Source organism: Mahella australiensis 50-1 BON (genome assembly GCF_000213255.1).
Lineage (GTDB): Bacteria > Bacillota > Clostridia > Mahellales > Mahellaceae > Mahella > Mahella australiensis.
In genome coordinates, this window is record NC_015520.1 from 2,334,931 (window position 1) to 2,352,674 (window position 17,744).

Annotated in this window: 7 protein-coding genes, 1 pseudogene and 1 CRISPR repeat array; of the genes and pseudogenes, 1 reads left to right on the plus strand and 7 read right to left on the minus strand. The window is 41.5% G+C overall.

Features of this window, described 5'->3' with window-relative positions; genetic code table 11:
• Positions 1 to 183 precede the first annotated feature (183 nt).
• Positions 184 to 1,441 (plus strand): annotated as a pseudogene (locus MAHAU_RS10990) (IS110 family RNA-guided transposase).
• Positions 1,442 to 1,761: 320 nt separating this feature from the next.
• Positions 1,762 to 7,286: direct repeats of the CRISPR family, unit length 30 nt; unit sequence GTTTCAATTCCTCATAGGTAGGCTAAAAAC.
• Positions 7,287 to 7,509: 223 nt separating this feature from the next.
• Here MAHAU_RS10990 and MAHAU_RS10995 read toward each other — a convergent pair.
• The 7 genes from MAHAU_RS10995 to MAHAU_RS11025 form a co-directional block, all read right to left on the minus strand.
• Positions 7,510 to 9,957, minus strand: a complete 2,448-nt coding sequence (locus tag MAHAU_RS10995; RefSeq protein WP_013781802.1) for a CRISPR-associated helicase/endonuclease Cas3 — start codon at positions 9,955 to 9,957, stop codon at positions 7,510 to 7,512.
• Positions 9,958 to 9,977: 20 nt separating this feature from the next.
• Entirely contained in the window at positions 9,978 to 10,745 is a 768-nt protein-coding gene (gene cas5, locus MAHAU_RS11000; RefSeq protein WP_013781803.1) for a CRISPR-associated protein Cas5, read from the minus strand.
• A 44-nt stretch (positions 10,746 to 10,789) separates the two neighbouring features.
• The gene (cas7b, locus tag MAHAU_RS11005) at positions 10,790 to 11,707 is read right to left on the minus strand and encodes a type I-B CRISPR-associated protein Cas7/Csh2 (protein WP_013781804.1); all 918 of its coding nucleotides are present in this window, start codon (positions 11,705 to 11,707) and stop codon (positions 10,790 to 10,792) included.
• Entirely contained in the window at positions 11,700 to 13,667 is a 1,968-nt protein-coding gene (locus MAHAU_RS11010) for a TIGR02556 family CRISPR-associated protein (protein WP_013781805.1), read from the minus strand. The genes cas7b and MAHAU_RS11010 overlap by 8 nt, the downstream gene beginning before the upstream one ends.
• A complete protein-coding gene (cas6, locus tag MAHAU_RS11015) occupies positions 13,660 to 14,430 on the minus strand; it encodes a CRISPR-associated endoribonuclease Cas6 (RefSeq protein ID WP_013781806.1) in 771 nt (256 codons plus the stop codon). Before cas6 ends, MAHAU_RS11010 begins: the two co-directional genes overlap by 8 nt.
• A gap of 184 nt (positions 14,431 to 14,614) precedes the next feature.
• Positions 14,615 to 16,471, minus strand: coding sequence for an ATP-binding protein (locus MAHAU_RS11020; protein ID WP_013781807.1), 1,857 nt, complete (start codon positions 16,469 to 16,471; stop codon positions 14,615 to 14,617).
• A gap of 12 nt (positions 16,472 to 16,483) precedes the next feature.
• Positions 16,484 to 17,482, minus strand: coding sequence for a DNA double-strand break repair nuclease NurA (locus MAHAU_RS11025; protein WP_013781808.1), 999 nt, complete (start codon positions 17,480 to 17,482; stop codon positions 16,484 to 16,486).
• Between the last annotated feature and the right edge of the window lie 262 nt (positions 17,483 to 17,744).

Sequence of the window (17,744 nt, forward strand, 5' to 3'; positions counted from 1 at the left end):
TTCTTTATGGAGCCGATTACTTGTAATTTAGTCTATCTATCCATTCCGGTAAGTTTATATGTTTTGACTGGTTGAGGCCAGCTCCTTGGCTGGTTCCTCGTGTCACATGCTAGGTTGCATACTTATCTGGAGATGGAATGGTTGCTCCTAAGCCCAAATATTTAATTTTATGGAGGTCCTTTTATGAATCAAGTACCTGTTGCTGGCATCGATGTCGGTAAGAGATTCTCGGAATTGGTAATCCTCTCGCCTTCTAATGATGTCTGTGCCCGTATCCGTATTAATCATGATTCTTATTCTAGTTTCGAAATGGCTCTCGAACTCCTTAGAAATGCGGAAAAGGAGTTCGCAGTAAAGCCTGTCATCGTTATGGAAGCTACTGGCCATTACCACAAAATCCTTTTCCAATCCTTAATTGATGTTGGATATCAGGTCTGTGTCGTTAACCCTATCCAAACTGATTCTATCAAAAATATTGGGATTAGAAAAGTAAAAAGTGATAAAGTGGATGCTCGTAAGATAGCTTTGTTATATCGTTTTGAACAGCTTAATTATTCTTGTATACCTAATGAGGATATTGACTGCCTGCGTAGCCTTTGCCGCCATTATTATAAGCTATCAGACCAGCTCACTGCTTATAGGAATAGACTTTTGGGTATTGTTGATCAGCTCTTTTTAAGTTTTACCGATGTCTTTGGTGATGTTATTTCTGTTACAGCGCTTGCTGTACTGGAGAAATACCCTACTGCTGACGATATCCTTAAAGCAGACTGCGCATAAAAGCCTCAAATGAGCAAACGATAAGTATGAACAGCTTTGTTCAAATGCCAGAGATTTTAAACCTTTGAGCATTAATTCTATTGCTAACATCGCTATGCTTAAGGCCAACATCGCTATGATAAAGACCTTAAAGCAGTCTATGGATGATGCTTTGAAGGCTATCTATGAGCTTTTGGAGCAAGATTCTAAGAGAGACATGCCTTTGCTATCTTTGAGTATTGATCTTCTTTGTTCTATCCCGGGGATCGGCCTATTGACTGCTGCTACTATTATATCTGAAATAGGAGATTTTTCTGCTTTTTCAAAGCCTGGCAAGCTGGCTGCATATTTTGGCATTAACCCATCTGTAAAACAGTCAGGTCAATTTAAAGGCACTCAAAATAAAATGTCCAAGCGCGGCTCTAAGCTCTTGAGGAGGGTCATCTTCACCACAGCGCTTGCTAATATTCGCAAAAATCGCAATGGCGAGAATATTAACCCTGTGCTTTATAAGTATTACCACGAAAAATGCAAGAGCAAGCCTAAAAAAGTAGCTCTTGGCGCCGTTATGCATAAACTTGTCAATATCATTTTTGCCGTTCTTAGGGATAGAAAGCCGTTTGGGTTAAGAAACCCGGAAGAACATGCAAAATTGCTTATAGCAAAGAAGCTGGCAGTTTAGTACAAACATGCTCGATATTTAGTTTTCAAAGAACAGCCGACCAGCCTGCTAATTTTTAGCTTTTTTGGTTGGTTTGTTTGTTATACCCTTTTTTAGAACCACCTTGCTAAAATTATTTTGCAAAATATCTTGACAACAATTAGCTGGTCTATAATAGTTTTGCAAGTATATAAAGGCTTATAATCCTTCAGCCTTAGCAATTGCTGGTCTTGCAAATATATCCTATATCAGTCCGCAAAATATTTGCCTAAGCACTCTACGTTAAATACGGTAGAGCTATTCTTGTCTATAAACAAACTGTTTTTATTGATATCTATTAGGTTTCAATTCCTCATAGGTAGGCTAAAAACTGTTATCCGTCATAGTACCTCCCTGTTTTTTTATATTGTTTCAATTCCTCATAGGTAGGCTAAAAACATAAACTTTTTGCGCCTTAAATTACCTTCCATAACTTGTTTCAATTCCTCATAGGTAGGCTAAAAACTGAATACTCCTGTGCCACTATCGCGCCCTTTCTCGACGTTTCAATTCCTCATAGGTAGGCTAAAAACAATGGTAATATTTTGGATATTTTATCACCTTTGCCGCGTTTCAATTCCTCATAGGTAGGCTAAAAACCTTTGCCTGCGCAACATCATCATGAAACGCTATTTGTTTCAATTCCTCATAGGTAGGCTAAAAACTGAATACTCCTGTGCCACTATCGCGCCCTTTCTCGACGTTTCAATTCCTCATAGGTAGGCTAAAAACAATGGTAATATTTTGGATATTTTATCACCTTTGCCGCGTTTCAATTCCTCATAGGTAGGCTAAAAACCATTAATAGCGTTATCTATAGAATTTTCTATATTATGTTTCAATTCCTCATAGGTAGGCTAAAAACTTGAATCTAGTTTCACGCAAGAAAGGAAACCACGCGTTTCAATTCCTCATAGGTAGGCTAAAAACTCATCATATGGCATTGAAAATGAAAATGTTTCAGCATCATTGTTTCAATTCCTCATAGGTAGGCTAAAAACAAAAATCCATCAAGAATGGGAGTTGGGTTTATCATTTGTTTCAATTCCTCATAGGTAGGCTAAAAACATTCTGCCCTGGTCATCCCTCACGCTGTCATCGGGAAGTTTCAATTCCTCATAGGTAGGCTAAAAACTGGATACATATCTTCATTTTCGGGTGAAGTAGCATCGTTTCAATTCCTCATAGGTAGGCTAAAAACTAGCTAACCATGCTGTTACGCTTTTGTCGTATTCCTGTTTCAATTCCTCATAGGTAGGCTAAAAACGTCACCTTGGAACTTTATTTTATTGTCTCCAATTACAGTTTCAATTCCTCATAGGTAGGCTAAAAACCCCAATTGTATATTTATATTATTTGGTATAGTCAAATGTTTCAATTCCTCATAGGTAGGCTAAAAACCAGTAACTGTTATTGGATTAGTTCCACCATTTTTTAGTTTCAATTCCTCATAGGTAGGCTAAAAACCTGGTGAATTTACAGACCCCACAAAGTTTATTGTGCGTTTCAATTCCTCATAGGTAGGCTAAAAACCAGATTTGTCTGTAAATGAATTACAATGGATACTCAGTTTCAATTCCTCATAGGTAGGCTAAAAACAAATTAGAGTTTACTAATACGTTAGTATTAGTATTCTGTTTCAATTTCCCAATTTCGTTTCAATTCCTCATAGGTAGGCTAAAAACTGAATGGCTGGAAGTATACTGCAAACCAAAATTAGCGCCGTTTCAATTCCTCATAGGTAGGCTAAAAACGGATATATGCAAGGAGAATAGAAAGAGAGGGCAATGAGTTTCAATTCCTCATAGGTAGGCTAAAAACCCATAGCTAATGTGCTACAAGAATGGCGCATGTGGAGGTTTCAATTCCTCATAGGTAGGCTAAAAACAAAATGGTATTCCGGCTATAAGAGCAGTAAAGACGCGGTTTCAATTCCTCATAGGTAGGCTAAAAACAGTATAATGGCGGCTTATCCCATATGGCACTTTCGATGTTTCAATTCCTCATAGGTAGGCTAAAAACCTTTGGTTTCCCAGCTCCAGTTGTAATGCTTATTTTGTTTCAATTCCTCATAGGTAGGCTAAAAACTTATCGCCTGCTCTAAATCTAATCGCAGAAAGCCTATGTTTCAATTCCTCATAGGTAGGCTAAAAACCGACGATTACGTATAACATAGATAATGCGAAGTCGAGTTTCAATTCCTCATAGGTAGGCTAAAAACTGAGGTATTGGAATGGAAGTATTAACATACGAATTATCGTTTCAATTCCTCATAGGTAGGCTAAAAACTAAAATCGCTGCTACTATCCAAGTGATTGGATTGGCGTTTCAATTCCTCATAGGTAGGCTAAAAACATTCAATAAGGTCAAGGATGCTATAATAGCACCATTGTTTCAATTCCTCATAGGTAGGCTAAAAACCCATGTAATATCTTGCGAAGTTAGTTTTGCGCTATTTGTTTCAATTCCTCATAGGTAGGCTAAAAACTTGAATATGTGAAACCAGTTCTAGAAGCCAAAGCCGCGTTTCAATTCCTCATAGGTAGGCTAAAAACTGAGAGCGGCAAACAGGCATATGAAGCGGTAAAAGCCGGTTTCAATTCCTCATAGGTAGGCTAAAAACTTTCGCCAACTTCTTTTATTTTGTTCCATGTATTGATGTTTCAATTCCTCATAGGTAGGCTAAAAACGCGGGCGTGTGTACTACAGGTGTGGCCGCGGAGAATAGTTTCAATTCCTCATAGGTAGGCTAAAAACTGGTATGACTACATATAGATTTCGTAATGATGGCTTGTTTCAATTCCTCATAGGTAGGCTAAAAACAATCCCATATATGGGTCATATATTCTTTGGCATCTCAAGTTTCAATTCCTCATAGGTAGGCTAAAAACTTGCATAGCAAAAGCCGAAGAAAGAGAGGCGTTATAGTTTCAATTCCTCATAGGTAGGCTAAAAACGCCCGTTAAAAGGTAATAACAAAGATGTGTATTGTGGTTTCAATTCCTCATAGGTAGGCTAAAAACCAAGCGCGCTTGGAAGTGTGCCTGCTATTCTTTATGGTTTCAATTCCTCATAGGTAGGCTAAAAACGTCAGCATCTGGATTGTCGTATCCGAAATTTGCCTTAGTTTCAATTCCTCATAGGTAGGCTAAAAACTTATGGCAAAGCACGGCTTATCTGTTATGCAAGAGCGTTTCAATTCCTCATAGGTAGGCTAAAAACTTATGGCAAAGCACGGCTTATCTGTTATGCAAGAGCGTTTCAATTCCTCATAGGTAGGCTAAAAACTTCTATCCGTAACGCTTAATTTTAACCATCGCTCGAAGTTTCAATTCCTCATAGGTAGGCTAAAAACAATTACTATGTTATGATTGCCACAATAAGGAGCACAAGTTTCAATTCCTCATAGGTAGGCTAAAAACAATAAGCCGAGAACTTAACAATCTAATCCAAACCTCGGTTTCAATTCCTCATAGGTAGGCTAAAAACAGAGCAGCCGAATCGATATTTACTAGACATCGGCGAGTTTCAATTCCTCATAGGTAGGCTAAAAACCAGTAGCAGCTATATTAGAAAACTCTACAGAACTCTGTTTCAATTCCTCATAGGTAGGCTAAAAACAAATTTACAGCAGAAAGATAATGAACGTATTGCCTCGGTTTCAATTCCTCATAGGTAGGCTAAAAACTGAGGAAATGGCTGATGTATTCATTCGGTCGGGCGATTGTTTCAATTCCTCATAGGTAGGCTAAAAACTCAATGTATTTTTTATTTCTCTTTCTATTATTATTAGTTTCAATTCCTCATAGGTAGGCTAAAAACGAGCAGATGTCAAAAAAGCAGATTTTGTAGTATTGCGGTTTCAATTCCTCATAGGTAGGCTAAAAACCCATAGGAGATGAGCATGGAAGGTTTGCTGTTAAAAGTTTCAATTCCTCATAGGTAGGCTAAAAACCCACTCTTTCATCACTAATCATTATGATTTGTAAATTGTTTCAATTCCTCATAGGTAGGCTAAAAACCAAATTGGCCAAACGAATGGGTTTAATGGTGGACTATGTTTCAATTCCTCATAGGTAGGCTAAAAACCATGGCCAGTGATACTTGTTCAGCTAAATGATACTCGTTTCAATTCCTCATAGGTAGGCTAAAAACATATTTGTTCCATCATAAGCTATTCCATACATATAATGTTTCAATTCCTCATAGGTAGGCTAAAAACGGGTATGCTGGGATTTCGGGAGCACTTGATTTTCGATGTTTCAATTCCTCATAGGTAGGCTAAAAACTTATCCAACATATTTTGCTGTTTGGTAAGTCTGTCTATGTTTCAATTCCTCATAGGTAGGCTAAAAACTAAAACATCCATTACTATTGAATCATGTATCTGTCCAAGTTTCAATTCCTCATAGGTAGGCTAAAAACGTGGACAAGGTTTCTTTGATACCATTCCAAGCATCTGGTTTCAATTCCTCATAGGTAGGCTAAAAACTCTTGGATTGGGAATATGTGTATCAATCCAATGAATTGTTTCAATTCCTCATAGGTAGGCTAAAAACTGGCTTTGTTGCGTATAGCACGCAGTGCTATGTCCATGTTTCAATTCCTCATAGGTAGGCTAAAAACTTATATCACCTCATTTCAAATAATTCAATATAGTAAAGTTTCAATTCCTCATAGGTAGGCTAAAAACGAACTTGGAACATTGAGTCATAATCTTAATGATGTATTGTTTCAATTCCTCATAGGTAGGCTAAAAACGGAAATGAAAAAGAAATAGGTCAACTTTTATTGGACATGTTTCAATTCCTCATAGGTAGGCTAAAAACCTCCAACTTGGCTGGATTCTTTTATACCCTTCACCAGGTTTCAATTCCTCATAGGTAGGCTAAAAACAAATCCATTCTGGTTTTGGGTTCTTCTTTGAACATTTGTTTCAATTCCTCATAGGTAGGCTAAAAACCCACTGATATTTCAGTATGAGATAAATTTTCATCCAAGTTTCAATTCCTCATAGGTAGGCTAAAAACGAACTACTTGGACTTGAACCACGCCATTCGCATCTGTGTTTCAATTCCTCATAGGTAGGCTAAAAACGGAATACTTTGTTTTAACTTATCATTCATCATAGCCATGTTTCAATTCCTCATAGGTAGGCTAAAAACCCCATATCGTAAAGCCAGCCCAAGCATTATTGTCGGTTTCAATTCCTCATAGGTAGGCTAAAAACTGCATAAGTCTTACCGCTGCCAGTCTGCCCAACAAGGTTTCAATTCCTCATAGGTAGGCTAAAAACTATTAACGGTACTGACGATGTTATACTCCAATTTGAGTTTCAATTCCTCATAGGTAGGCTAAAAACGCAATGGAGTAAAATAAAAATGAACAGTACAGGCGGTTTCAATTCCTCATAGGTAGGCTAAAAACCTAACTCCGTCGTATTCTGCTTTTTCTGTCTTTTTCTGTTTCAATTCCTCATAGGTAGGCTAAAAACCAGAGGCAGAACAAGTAGTTCAGTGGTTAAATGAAAAGTTTCAATTCCTCATAGGTAGGCTAAAAACTTTCCCCGCCGATGTGTCGCTATCATCAAAAGTAGCAGTTTCAATTCCTCATAGGTAGGCTAAAAACCCATCACATCTGTCAATATTGGCTTTATCTTGTTCAAGTTTCAATTCCTCATAGGTAGGCTAAAAACGAAATACTACTGATGCGGAAGCATCTGGAAATGGAACGTTTCAATTCCTCATAGGTAGGCTAAAAACATGCCTGCTTGTCTTTACCGAAGATGAATTTTATTGTTTCAATTCCTCATAGGTAGGCTAAAAACCCCAATTTTAGCAGCTTAAAATGGGCATTTACATCTTATTTACAGCATTACAAAATCGCTGCTCTAACTTACGTGGCCCATCACTGCGAATAGCTACATTAAGCCTTTTATAAGCCATAATAATGATGTCGTCGATCTCCAGCATTTTTTACGTTATTACCGATCGACGACATCATTATATCATAATTCGCCCTATGCTGCACAACTATTTTTCGGCATAAATTTATGCCATCCAAACCTCCATATCCAGTGAGCGTTTGAAACCTGTTTCAATATCATAGAATAGATCCAAGCCTTCTAACGGTAACCTCCAGAATGTCTTATCTTTGGATACTGCCATATTGGGCTGTAATCCCATAGCCAATTTATCAGGTACTGATATTATATAGGCATCCAGTTTGCCCTTGAATCTCAAACGCGCTTCTCTTCTTTTAGCCTCATCATTTTGCGCCAAAACATTTTCTGAGTAGGCCTCCCAAATGTCCCTGGCTTCATCGTCTATTTCAATGAACACATCGGCATAATTCGGCCTATTGTCTATAAGGGAAAATGAAGACACCGTCACTATGTCGCTTTCATCTTTAGAAAATCTTAAATGTTCAAATGCTTCCCATATATCATCAGATATCTGTTGGCTTTCAGAAAACGTCAATTCATTGAAATATTCATTGATCATATCATAAAATGCATGTTCAGATATGGTTCCTCTCTCCAGCATTTTTAAAGCTAGCATGCAATGGATAGAACCGTATATCCTTTTTGCCAACAACGTTTCTCCCTTGCCCTCATCTTTTTTATCTACCAGCTTATATACGTAAACCTTGCCATCGTCATCCATGCTACTGCGCTTGCACCGGCCGGCAACCTGAATTATGGAATCCACTGGACCTATGTCGCGCATTACTACATCCATGTCTATGTCCACACCGGCTTCTACCACTTGCGTAGATATCACTACGATCGGCTCATGTCTATCGGTATGCTCTTTTATTTCTTTGATGCGCTGGTTTCGATGCTTCGGTATTATATTCGTCGATAAATAAAGAATCGGAATATCTATTCTGTCTTTTATCAGATCATACAGTTGAATAGAGGACTTTATGGTATTCATAACTACCAAATAGGAATGCTCGCCATCATATATATCCATGAATTTATCGGCCATTTCATCTACTGTCATCGTGATAGGAATCGGTAAAAGTGATACGCGGTCCAATTTTTTGAAATATTGTTCTGGAGCCTTAACTAACTCCATGCTGCTGCCATCCTCGAATATCAGCGGTTTTGTGGCAGTCATGAGTATAATATAACAACCCATTTCGCTGGCCATTATATTCATGACTTTGTTGATAAGCGGCCAGTACTCCACGCCGACATTCTGGATTTCATCCAACACTATTATTGAACCGATTATATTATGATATTTCTTCAGAAATTTGTTCCTATACCCCACCAAAGTATAAAATAATTGTATAAAAGTAGTGACCACTATCTCAGCCTGCCAGCTTTCTATGAGCATAAGCGCTTTATCTAGAGGCTCTTCTTCTCCTTGCCGCGTATATGACAGTTCGCTCAAATGATGATGTTTTACAAGGTACAAGCCTTCGTTGCCATTGAAATCATCCATCTGACTTAGTATCTCTTTTATGACATCATAGTTTTGATCTATTATGCTAGTAAATGGCAATGAATAGATAATTCTCGGGCTATAGCCAAGCCTTTGCTCTATGCGCGCCCTCAATTTTAGAGCGGCAGACAGGCCGGTAAGCGTTTTTCCTGATCCAGTCGGTGCTGTTAACGTGAAAAGATGTTGCGATAGCGGTGCATTCTCAATACTTGACATCACAGATTGGTATATACTGTTGCGCATCTCATCTAGCGGTTTTGCCGGGTTCTTGAACTTTTTCATCCTATATGTGTCTATAATATCTGCAGGTAAGACTTTGCGCTGGGATATTTCCACCTGAGCAGCATCCATCTTATCGTTGTCTATGAGTTCGGAATACATCATAAGCCCCAGCATAAGCACCCTTATGCGCACATCGGAGCTTTCTTTATTCATCAGTTTATAGCGCTGCAAATCCAGTTTTCGAAGTATGTCCTCCCAGTTCGCTATAAACTCGTTAACGCTAATATCGACTCCCAAATCACGATAGCACTGCTCTATATCATGGACATGGAGCTTTATATCGTCCAGTTGAGTTTTGAATATATTGATTTTATCCGACCAACGTTTGTCGGTAGCGTACGCACCGCCTTTGAGCAGGCTTTTGGTCAGAACATCATCTTCAAGGCTCCCGAGATTGCCATGATGATGGAGTACGAAAAAATAAGATATGAGAGGCATGTATGTTTCATGAGGCTTGTCACTATGCCAGAATTTCTGCATTACATATCCCACAAATACCGCCGATATAAAGCCGTGGAAATGGAGTGAACCATCTTTCGAGCCATGCAATAGATATCTCTGGAAATACGTTGTGAATTTGCCAAAGTCATGGCTTATACCCATAAGATACGCAGCCTTTGCCACATCGGCGGCGCCATCTATGGGCATACCTACTATAGAGCGTTCCATTTGGGCCGCCACTTCTCGCAGATGATTTTCCAGCAGCTTTTTCCTCGTTATATTACCTTGCTCATCTTTGGTTATATGGGAATAAAACTCCATTGCCTCTCATACCTCTCTACTCACATAAATACTATGTTCTCAACATGTCCGTTATAATCGATACGATAACAAGGAACTTTTAATTTAGCCCGTATAACGCACCGATTTTTCTCAAACAGAAAAGAACCGAAGGATTTAAGCTGGCGGTTATCGCCGAAGCTTATAGGCATTCTTTCTTTTATGTATTGCATGGCTTGCCCATCAGGGCTCTCAAATGCCAATCCTCCATTGGCTATATTTTCAACATTGCACACTGTAGCCAAATCGATCATCTCGCCTGGTTCTATTTCTCTTATATCGCTGCCCGGTACATATGCCACCGGCTGTGAAAACGCTATAAATTCGCTTATACCCATATACAGCGGGTAATCGGTGCGCCCATCCCATATGAGCTCTTTCAGTTTGCTCATCACTGTCTGGTCATCATGCCAAAAATATATACGATACACAAGCATTGATTCATTTACAGCAGGCAGGATAATATCCAGCGGCACTTGCGTCGGCCCGAAACTCCCGTTTAATTCCCTTGGACCCTTTGTGCGCACATAGTTCACCGTCTGTGTCATATGCCTTATATTGGTCTTGACCGATATTCCTATGCCGCATCTTACCGTGTCGAACAGCTCATAATACGAATCGCGCTCATAGCCGAGTACCGCTGCTATCATACCCGCCGCTGCGGTACGTGGCGGAAAGGCATAGCTCAGCGATGATGAATTTGTATAATACTTCCTAAAATGAGCCATAAGACCTTTGACGTCAAATACCAATAAACCATTTTCCGTCACTGCGGCACCGCCTCCTTTCTAACATATTGCATACAGGCATAGTGCTACAGCTTTTCCAGCTTATCCTTGAGATCCTCTCCAAAAAGACCGCTTATTGTGCCATCAGAGCTATCCGATACTGTAAGCTCCTCATCCTGCCACCAGTATATCCGCGCGATGCGCGAGCTGTTTGCAGATAACTTATGGGCCAAAACAGATGCCTTGAGCCGGGCTTCAGTAGTATCCCTCAGGCCATCCAGTGTTTCCAGCGACACCATATCTCTGAAATCTCCCAAGAAAGTCTGACCATCGGTGTATTCCACCCTCAAGTACAGTCGCGGATATTGACCTATCTTGCTCCTGGTCGCCTGAAGCGGTATGGCTTTGAGCATAGCCTCGTCCAACAATGCTATATCATCGTCCTTAAGCTGAGTACGCGCTGCGCGCTTTGCACTTATAATCCCCTGAAAGGCCAATAACGAATAATATACGCGATAATCCTTGCCCATAGCACCCTGCTGATTTTCTGTCCTTGAACTAAAATGCGATGTTATACCGTTGGAATCGACAAGATTGACTTTGTTCAGAGAATATCCCCATGTAAATTGAACGGGTCCCGTCAATGTTATGGACGAGCCGCCTCTGGCCCCTTCTTCGGCTTTTATCGGCATAGTAGCGCCGAACATGCGAACGTCTATAAGCTTGTCCAAAATGGTGGGCAAGTCTTCTATAGTAACCTTGCTCTTGCCCACCACGTTTTTCAAGCGAGCATCAGCATCTACTACTTTATCATCCTGTTTGGATACGAATATACCATAGCCTCTGTCTTCCAAATAGTCCCTTATATAGCGTTTTAGCCTTACATCGCTTACAAGGTTGCGCTGGCGTTCATAATCCATGCGCGGGCGGTTTTCATCGTCAGGGTCACCATTCGGATTGCACATCTTGGCATCGTATATAAATAACAACTCACTATTATTCATTTATAACAACCTCCTCGTTATTGTTATTGCGTTCTTTCGCAGCTTTAATGGCTGCCAGCGTATTATATGCATAGCCTGAGAGTATATAAAACACATTTTCCTGATCCGTGAGCGGCCAGTCGGACATATATTTTTCCATGAGCATCCGGTGCTGAGCAAATATGCCTTCATTGTAGGCAAGCCTCTTATACTGCCGCAATTTCTCAAATATCTCATCGCTCAAGCGCCATACCCGTAGCTTGGTCATACCCTGATAATTCAATTTATCCAGCACCGGCTTGCTGTCCATACCGCTGCCGCGCTGCCCATCAGCCACCTGACCTATGAGATAGCCTAGAAGAAATAGCGCCGTCTTTGGTTCGTCATAACCCATTTCTTCTATATATCCCTTTATATCTTCCCTTAAAATCAATTTATCGCTATCCATCGAAACACCCCTTTCCAATAATTTTAGCTGCTTAAGATATTCCATAAATAGATTGGCCTGTGCCATAGCGTATACCATGGCCATGTCGGTATCATTGGGTATGCGAACGTTGACATTTACAAAGCTCTCGAGGCGGTATATGCGCGCCAATTCTACGAATGAATCGATCAAGAATTCATATGATACCGGCTTGCCGCTGAATATGTCATCATAAATATCCAGCAACTTCCTATATTCTATGGAATTCCTGCCAACGTTTATGGGTATAAGGTAATATATCTTGTTTAAGTCTATTTGCCACATCGGCGACGGTCCGAATATGGCATCGCCAAAATGCCCTGTCATTTCAGAAGCGAATCGAAGCTGTGTGAATCTCGACGGCGGCACATCTTTTATAAGCTTCAATACCTTTAATTCGGCCTGATTGCGTTGGTAAAACATAAGATTGAGTATATAATTGTTTTTGTCATCCTCATACTCCATATAGTCATCTTTAATGCGCTTCTCGAAGTCCTCTATGGACGAAGCAGTTTTTGCGCTATTGAAAGAATCGTTTATATATTTGGTCCATTCATCCAGTTGGTCGGCAGTAAAGGAGACATCGAATATAAAACTCGGTATCAGATAAAGGTTTAAGCCTCCCAATCTGGTATTGAAACGATTCTTTATATAGGCCTCCCCCTCCAGCAGTGCCATATAGCAATCCTTGCACAAGACAAAGCTTTTATCAAACCGCCCGCTTATATATGAAGAGAATCCTATTTTATCGGTATTATAATACTTAAATGTAAGCTTTGTAGTGTTGTCGGTCACTTTGTCGGCTTTGCCGCAGGCTGAGCATATGCCGTCTATAGCATCCTGATATATAACGTCTATTTTTTCCCTTTCCACGGCTTCACGGTAAGCCCTATCGTCTACTACCAGCTTGCCGTCTATCTGCAGCGTCCACAAAGCTATATCATCGCGTTTTATAGCACCTGCAGTTTTGTTTTTGATATAATCGAGCACAGCGCTGGCCAAACGATCAGGCATCTTTTTTATATCATCGCCCTTGTTGATAAGTTCTTTATATATATCCGCAGTAGTAACTCCAATGGCCTCTGCCATACCCATCTTGCCCAAATCCCACACATATCTGTACCGGCTTTTAGCACCGCTTTGGGGACCCAAATCATAATACATATTATCCAATACGTCTTGTAAAGCGACCTTCAGCGACGTATTGTCCGGTAACTTTTTTATAAGATTCGGTATAGCCTGCCCCACGATAAATCCCAGATTGTTGGTAGTGGCATACCACTGCGGACTGGCCGAGCCATCGGCATTGCCCACCCATATATAGCGCTGCGCGGTATAGTCGTCTATTTTGACCGGTTGAAAGTTAACCGAGGCATCTTGCGTATCTATTTTTATTATGACGAGATACTGATCTTTATCGCCTCTTTTGGCTCCCACTGGCAAAGCCAAGGCTTCCAAGAAATCCTGTCCACTGGACATGGCAACATCACCCAGCTTTTTTATAGCTTCAAGCATTCCTCTCACCCCCTTTCTCCGTTTGTATAATATCGAAACAGCCAAACCCCATGGAGGTTTTGCTGCCAATCCCGGAATCATATGCCACTTTGATGAGCTCGGGGCTTCCATCCAGCCAGTATATGCCCATCCAGCCCTTAATCACTGTGCCCTTATACTCGATCACCTTCATATATCTGTCGTCGATACGTCCTATCGGCCTCATGGTAAGTTTCGGTTCAGGCAGCCGTCTATTATATATGAGCTGATACTTTCTATGCAGGCCCTGCTCTATTATCCTGGAAAAATTATCTTCCATCGGCGAATAGTAGTATGTAATGGTCCTTTCCATATTTTTGGCTGTGCTATATGCCACCACCGGGGAAAGCATCTTTACTTTAACCCTTCCATCTATATGCGGCGGCGGTATAACCTTTATGCTGCTCAGCGACAAGGGCTGCCCGGCCAGATTCAAGCGATCACTTTTCATAAAAGCCTCGGACAGGTTTTCTATGAACACCTCCATAGCCGACGATAGCGTCAGCTTAAGCGGCGGTTTGAACTCTATGACGCCCTTGTCTCTGTTCATATTGAACGCCCCTTCCAGCCTTGAGAAGGTAAACATCTTATAGCGCCTATTGTTTATATCGAAACCCTCTTCATGCAAAAAGTGTTTCAGCGCTGCATCCGATATATGGTCGTATATCAATCCCTGCAAAATGTGGTTATACTGTATTGGCAATTTAACTGGTTTATCGCTCTCAAATTCATAGCATACGCGCATTTCACTCATCTCCCGTAATTTATGTTTTAATTATATCATGTAAGAATAATATAACGGTTGCGATTACCAAAAAAATTTTCGGCTGCCCGAGATAGTGTTTTATCCTAATATAACAACTGTCATCCGCAAATTTCTCACGAGCAGCCTGTTCAATATATCTAAAAACGCAATTTCATCCTCCGCTTTATTTTCCTTCTGGCTTATCGTATATATATCCTAACACACTGTTGCGGCCAATTATCCTGCCCTGTTGTACCAACCTGTCCAACAGATCTTTAAGCTGGTCTACGGTAAAAGTATAGGCACCGTTGCTGTCGCGTTCTATCTCGGCGGCCTTTTGCAGCATATCAGCGTCATATATGGGCAGCTTGTCCTCTATATAGCGCAGCAGCTCCTGTTCCTGCTTGTCGAAGATATCCTTCAGCTCATCGAACGGATTCTTATTATGTGGGCTGGCAGTTCTGGCCATACGTACGCGTATAGGTACCGTACGGCCGATGATGGCCGATGATACGAAAGCGTCGCCCGACGGCAGATACGGCAAGCGGCGGGCCTCTTCGAGTGTTATATCGGTTTCTTCTTTTATGGTCGCTATGTCTATGCTCCTTACAGTGCGGAATACCAGCTTGGTATTGAGCTGCGCCGTTATGTTTTCATCCAAGGATGTGGGGCGCTGGGTGGCCAATATGAGGAAAGTGCCGTATTTACGCCCCTCCTGCGCTATTTCTTTTAAGACGGTCTTGGCCGGTGTGTCATAACCTTTTGGAGCAAAGTTATGGGCTTCATCGGCCACTACTATAAAGGGCGGGAAATAGTCGGCACCCATTCCTCTGGCCTGAGCATCTTTATAATCTCGTCGCTTATGGTAAAGATTATTTAACAGATATGTACCGAAAACGTTTATCATCTGGCTGGAACCCTGTATTACCATGAGCTTGCCCTGTTTCAAGCCTTCCTCCACCGGCTGTATGTCATGACTGAACAGCCCGTCGTTAAACAGGCGGCGCAGGCGCCATGATATAGCGCGTACAGACGCTAGTGGCAGGTCCCTGTAAGTACGTCTCAATTCTATGCACTGTTCGTAACGTTGACGTTGATACTGGTTGTCTGCGCTTTCAAGCTTAGCCCGTAACCCCGCCTCAGTATCCTCCAACGCTTCATCTAGCATATCCAGCCTATCGCTGAATGTCTGGTAGCTGTCGCTGCGTTTGTGTAATGTTTCGACTGCATTAGCCATCGATTCGCTCAAGGGGCTGGACGCACCCAAAAGATTTTTCAAGTCGGCATTGGACAGCTTGTCAAAAGCTACGCCTATATCCTGGCCTATATTCAAGCGACGGAAGTTCGCGCTGTAATCGACCTCCCATCCATCGGGTAAACCGCTGGCACGCGTCGAAAAATCCATCTCCAGATGTGGATCTAGCACCAACACCGGTATGCGTAACTTCATCAATTCCTCCAGCATAACGCGCATACCGAAGGATTTACCCGAACCGGAGCCGCCAAATACGCCTATATGCGGATACTGTTGCATGGCTTTTATGTCGAATATAAACGGAACGCCGTTTTGGGGCCTGGCCTTACCGCCTTCATACAGGAGGGCTATATCCTTCAGCCCTGGCGGCATATCTTCAGCCACCTCGTCACTGCTCTTTATAACGCCCAATATCAGCCCTTCTTGAGGCGACACCGTTACCATGAGGTCGCTGACTTCATCGAATCTCGGCGTACGCGCTGCACATCCCGTTTGTATGGGATACTGAGCCTCAACTACAAGGCGTACTTTAGCCAGATGTATCGTATCCTGGCCTATATTGTATCCCAACTGCTTGAGCGATTCTAATATGGATGCATCCACCATACCTCCCCCGTTTATATTGAGCGGTATAAAGCGGTTATACGAATTGGTCTCCACCACCTCGCCGCGCTGCGGTCCCTGAAACTGATCTTCTATTATGAGCATCTGATTTATTCTGAATGGTTTGTCCTTAGATGCCACCCATACCTCCTGCTGGGTGGTAAGCCCTACTACCTGTATCATAAAATCCTCACCTCATATATCCCTGTTTTGTCGCTTAGCCACTAGTAAACGGTGGCGTAGATCGGCATCTATATATTCGTCTATCAACGCTTCCATCATCTGATTAGTTATGCGAACTTGATTATCCACCATATCCAACCATAATGGTATGCCTCGGCCGTCTTGCGGCGTCAGCGCATACACCAGTGCAGCCATATCCTCCATATGGTCAGATTGTTCGGCAGGCATATCCATGGCTATCGGATGTGGGTCCATAGACATGCGCATGAAGCAGGCTGCAAGGCCTAGTTTGCCTTGACCCAAACAGTCCTCATTTATAGCCAACATTTGACCCGGCGATAAGATACCGAACATCAACTCGCGGTCATACATATCCTTCATGTCATCGGGCAGATAGTCATTCAGCGCCTGTTTTATTATAGCGGTCTTTATCTCTTCCACCACCCCTATAAGCAGTACATCACGTTCCAACGCCAGGTTGTATAATTTCTCCCACGTATCGCGGCATTTTATCCTGAATTGTGCAAGCGAACCATCCATCATGAGCACTGACGGAGCCATGCATTCTATGGCCTCTATAGCTGCCTCTACTTCCAAGCATGCCATATGTGCCGACCGCCTATTCTCGTCTTGAACAGCCGCCGGTACGCCATCGACTTCGACGTTTATATCCACATTTTTATCCTCAAACAAAGGAGAGTATATCTCATATTTATATATGGGCTCATAGCAAGCAAACGTGCTCTGCGCCATGGAGCGCATGACAGCCACATAATGCGGATAGGATGAGCCGGCGGTATTTATAGAGCCATCCACAGCCACGATCCCTTTAGGCGCTATAGCGGCTACCTGTTGTGGTGCAATACTGGGCAGCTTTGTCAGCCGTCCTACATGCTGCTCGAGGAGATTGAGCAGGGTTATATTGAACCCGCTACCGTTTTTGTATCGTTTCTTCAACGTATCGTTGAACTTGAGTAATTTATCTTTTAATTCTTTTTCTATATCCAACATCTTCTAAACACCTCGGCTATATATTACCATTATATCATATCGCAGATATCATGGAGCAAAAATATATAGAATTTCAATGGTTAATAATGTTATGGTTTGAGAATCCTATAAAACCATATATTGATTTTATTAGCGTTATATGCTATACTTTAGTTATCATCTTTGGTACATACATCTAGCAGTTGAAAGATAAAGAAAAATTTATGGTTTTTTTCTACAAACATATTGACTTTTAATGCCACGTTTGGTAAGATAGAAACGT

Bases quoted from the DNA above. Each gene is read 5' to 3' on its own strand.
- MAHAU_RS10995 (WP_013781802.1), bottom strand. From the start codon at position 9,957: ATGGAGTTTTATTCCCATATAACCAAAGATGAGCAAGGTAATATAACG.
- cas7b (WP_013781804.1), bottom strand. From the start codon at position 11,707: ATGAATAATAGTGAGTTGTTATTTATATACGATGCCAAGATGTGCAAT.
- MAHAU_RS11010 (WP_013781805.1), bottom strand. From the start codon at position 13,667: ATGCTTGAAGCTATAAAAAAGCTGGGTGATGTTGCCATGTCCAGTGGA.
- cas6 (WP_013781806.1), bottom strand. From the start codon at position 14,430: ATGCGCGTATGCTATGAATTTGAGAGCGATAAACCAGTTAAATTGCCA.
- MAHAU_RS11020 (WP_013781807.1), bottom strand. From the start codon at position 16,471: ATGATACAGGTAGTAGGGCTTACCACCCAGCAGGAGGTATGGGTGGCA.
- MAHAU_RS11025 (WP_013781808.1), bottom strand. From the start codon at position 17,482: ATGTTGGATATAGAAAAAGAATTAAAAGATAAATTACTCAAGTTCAAC.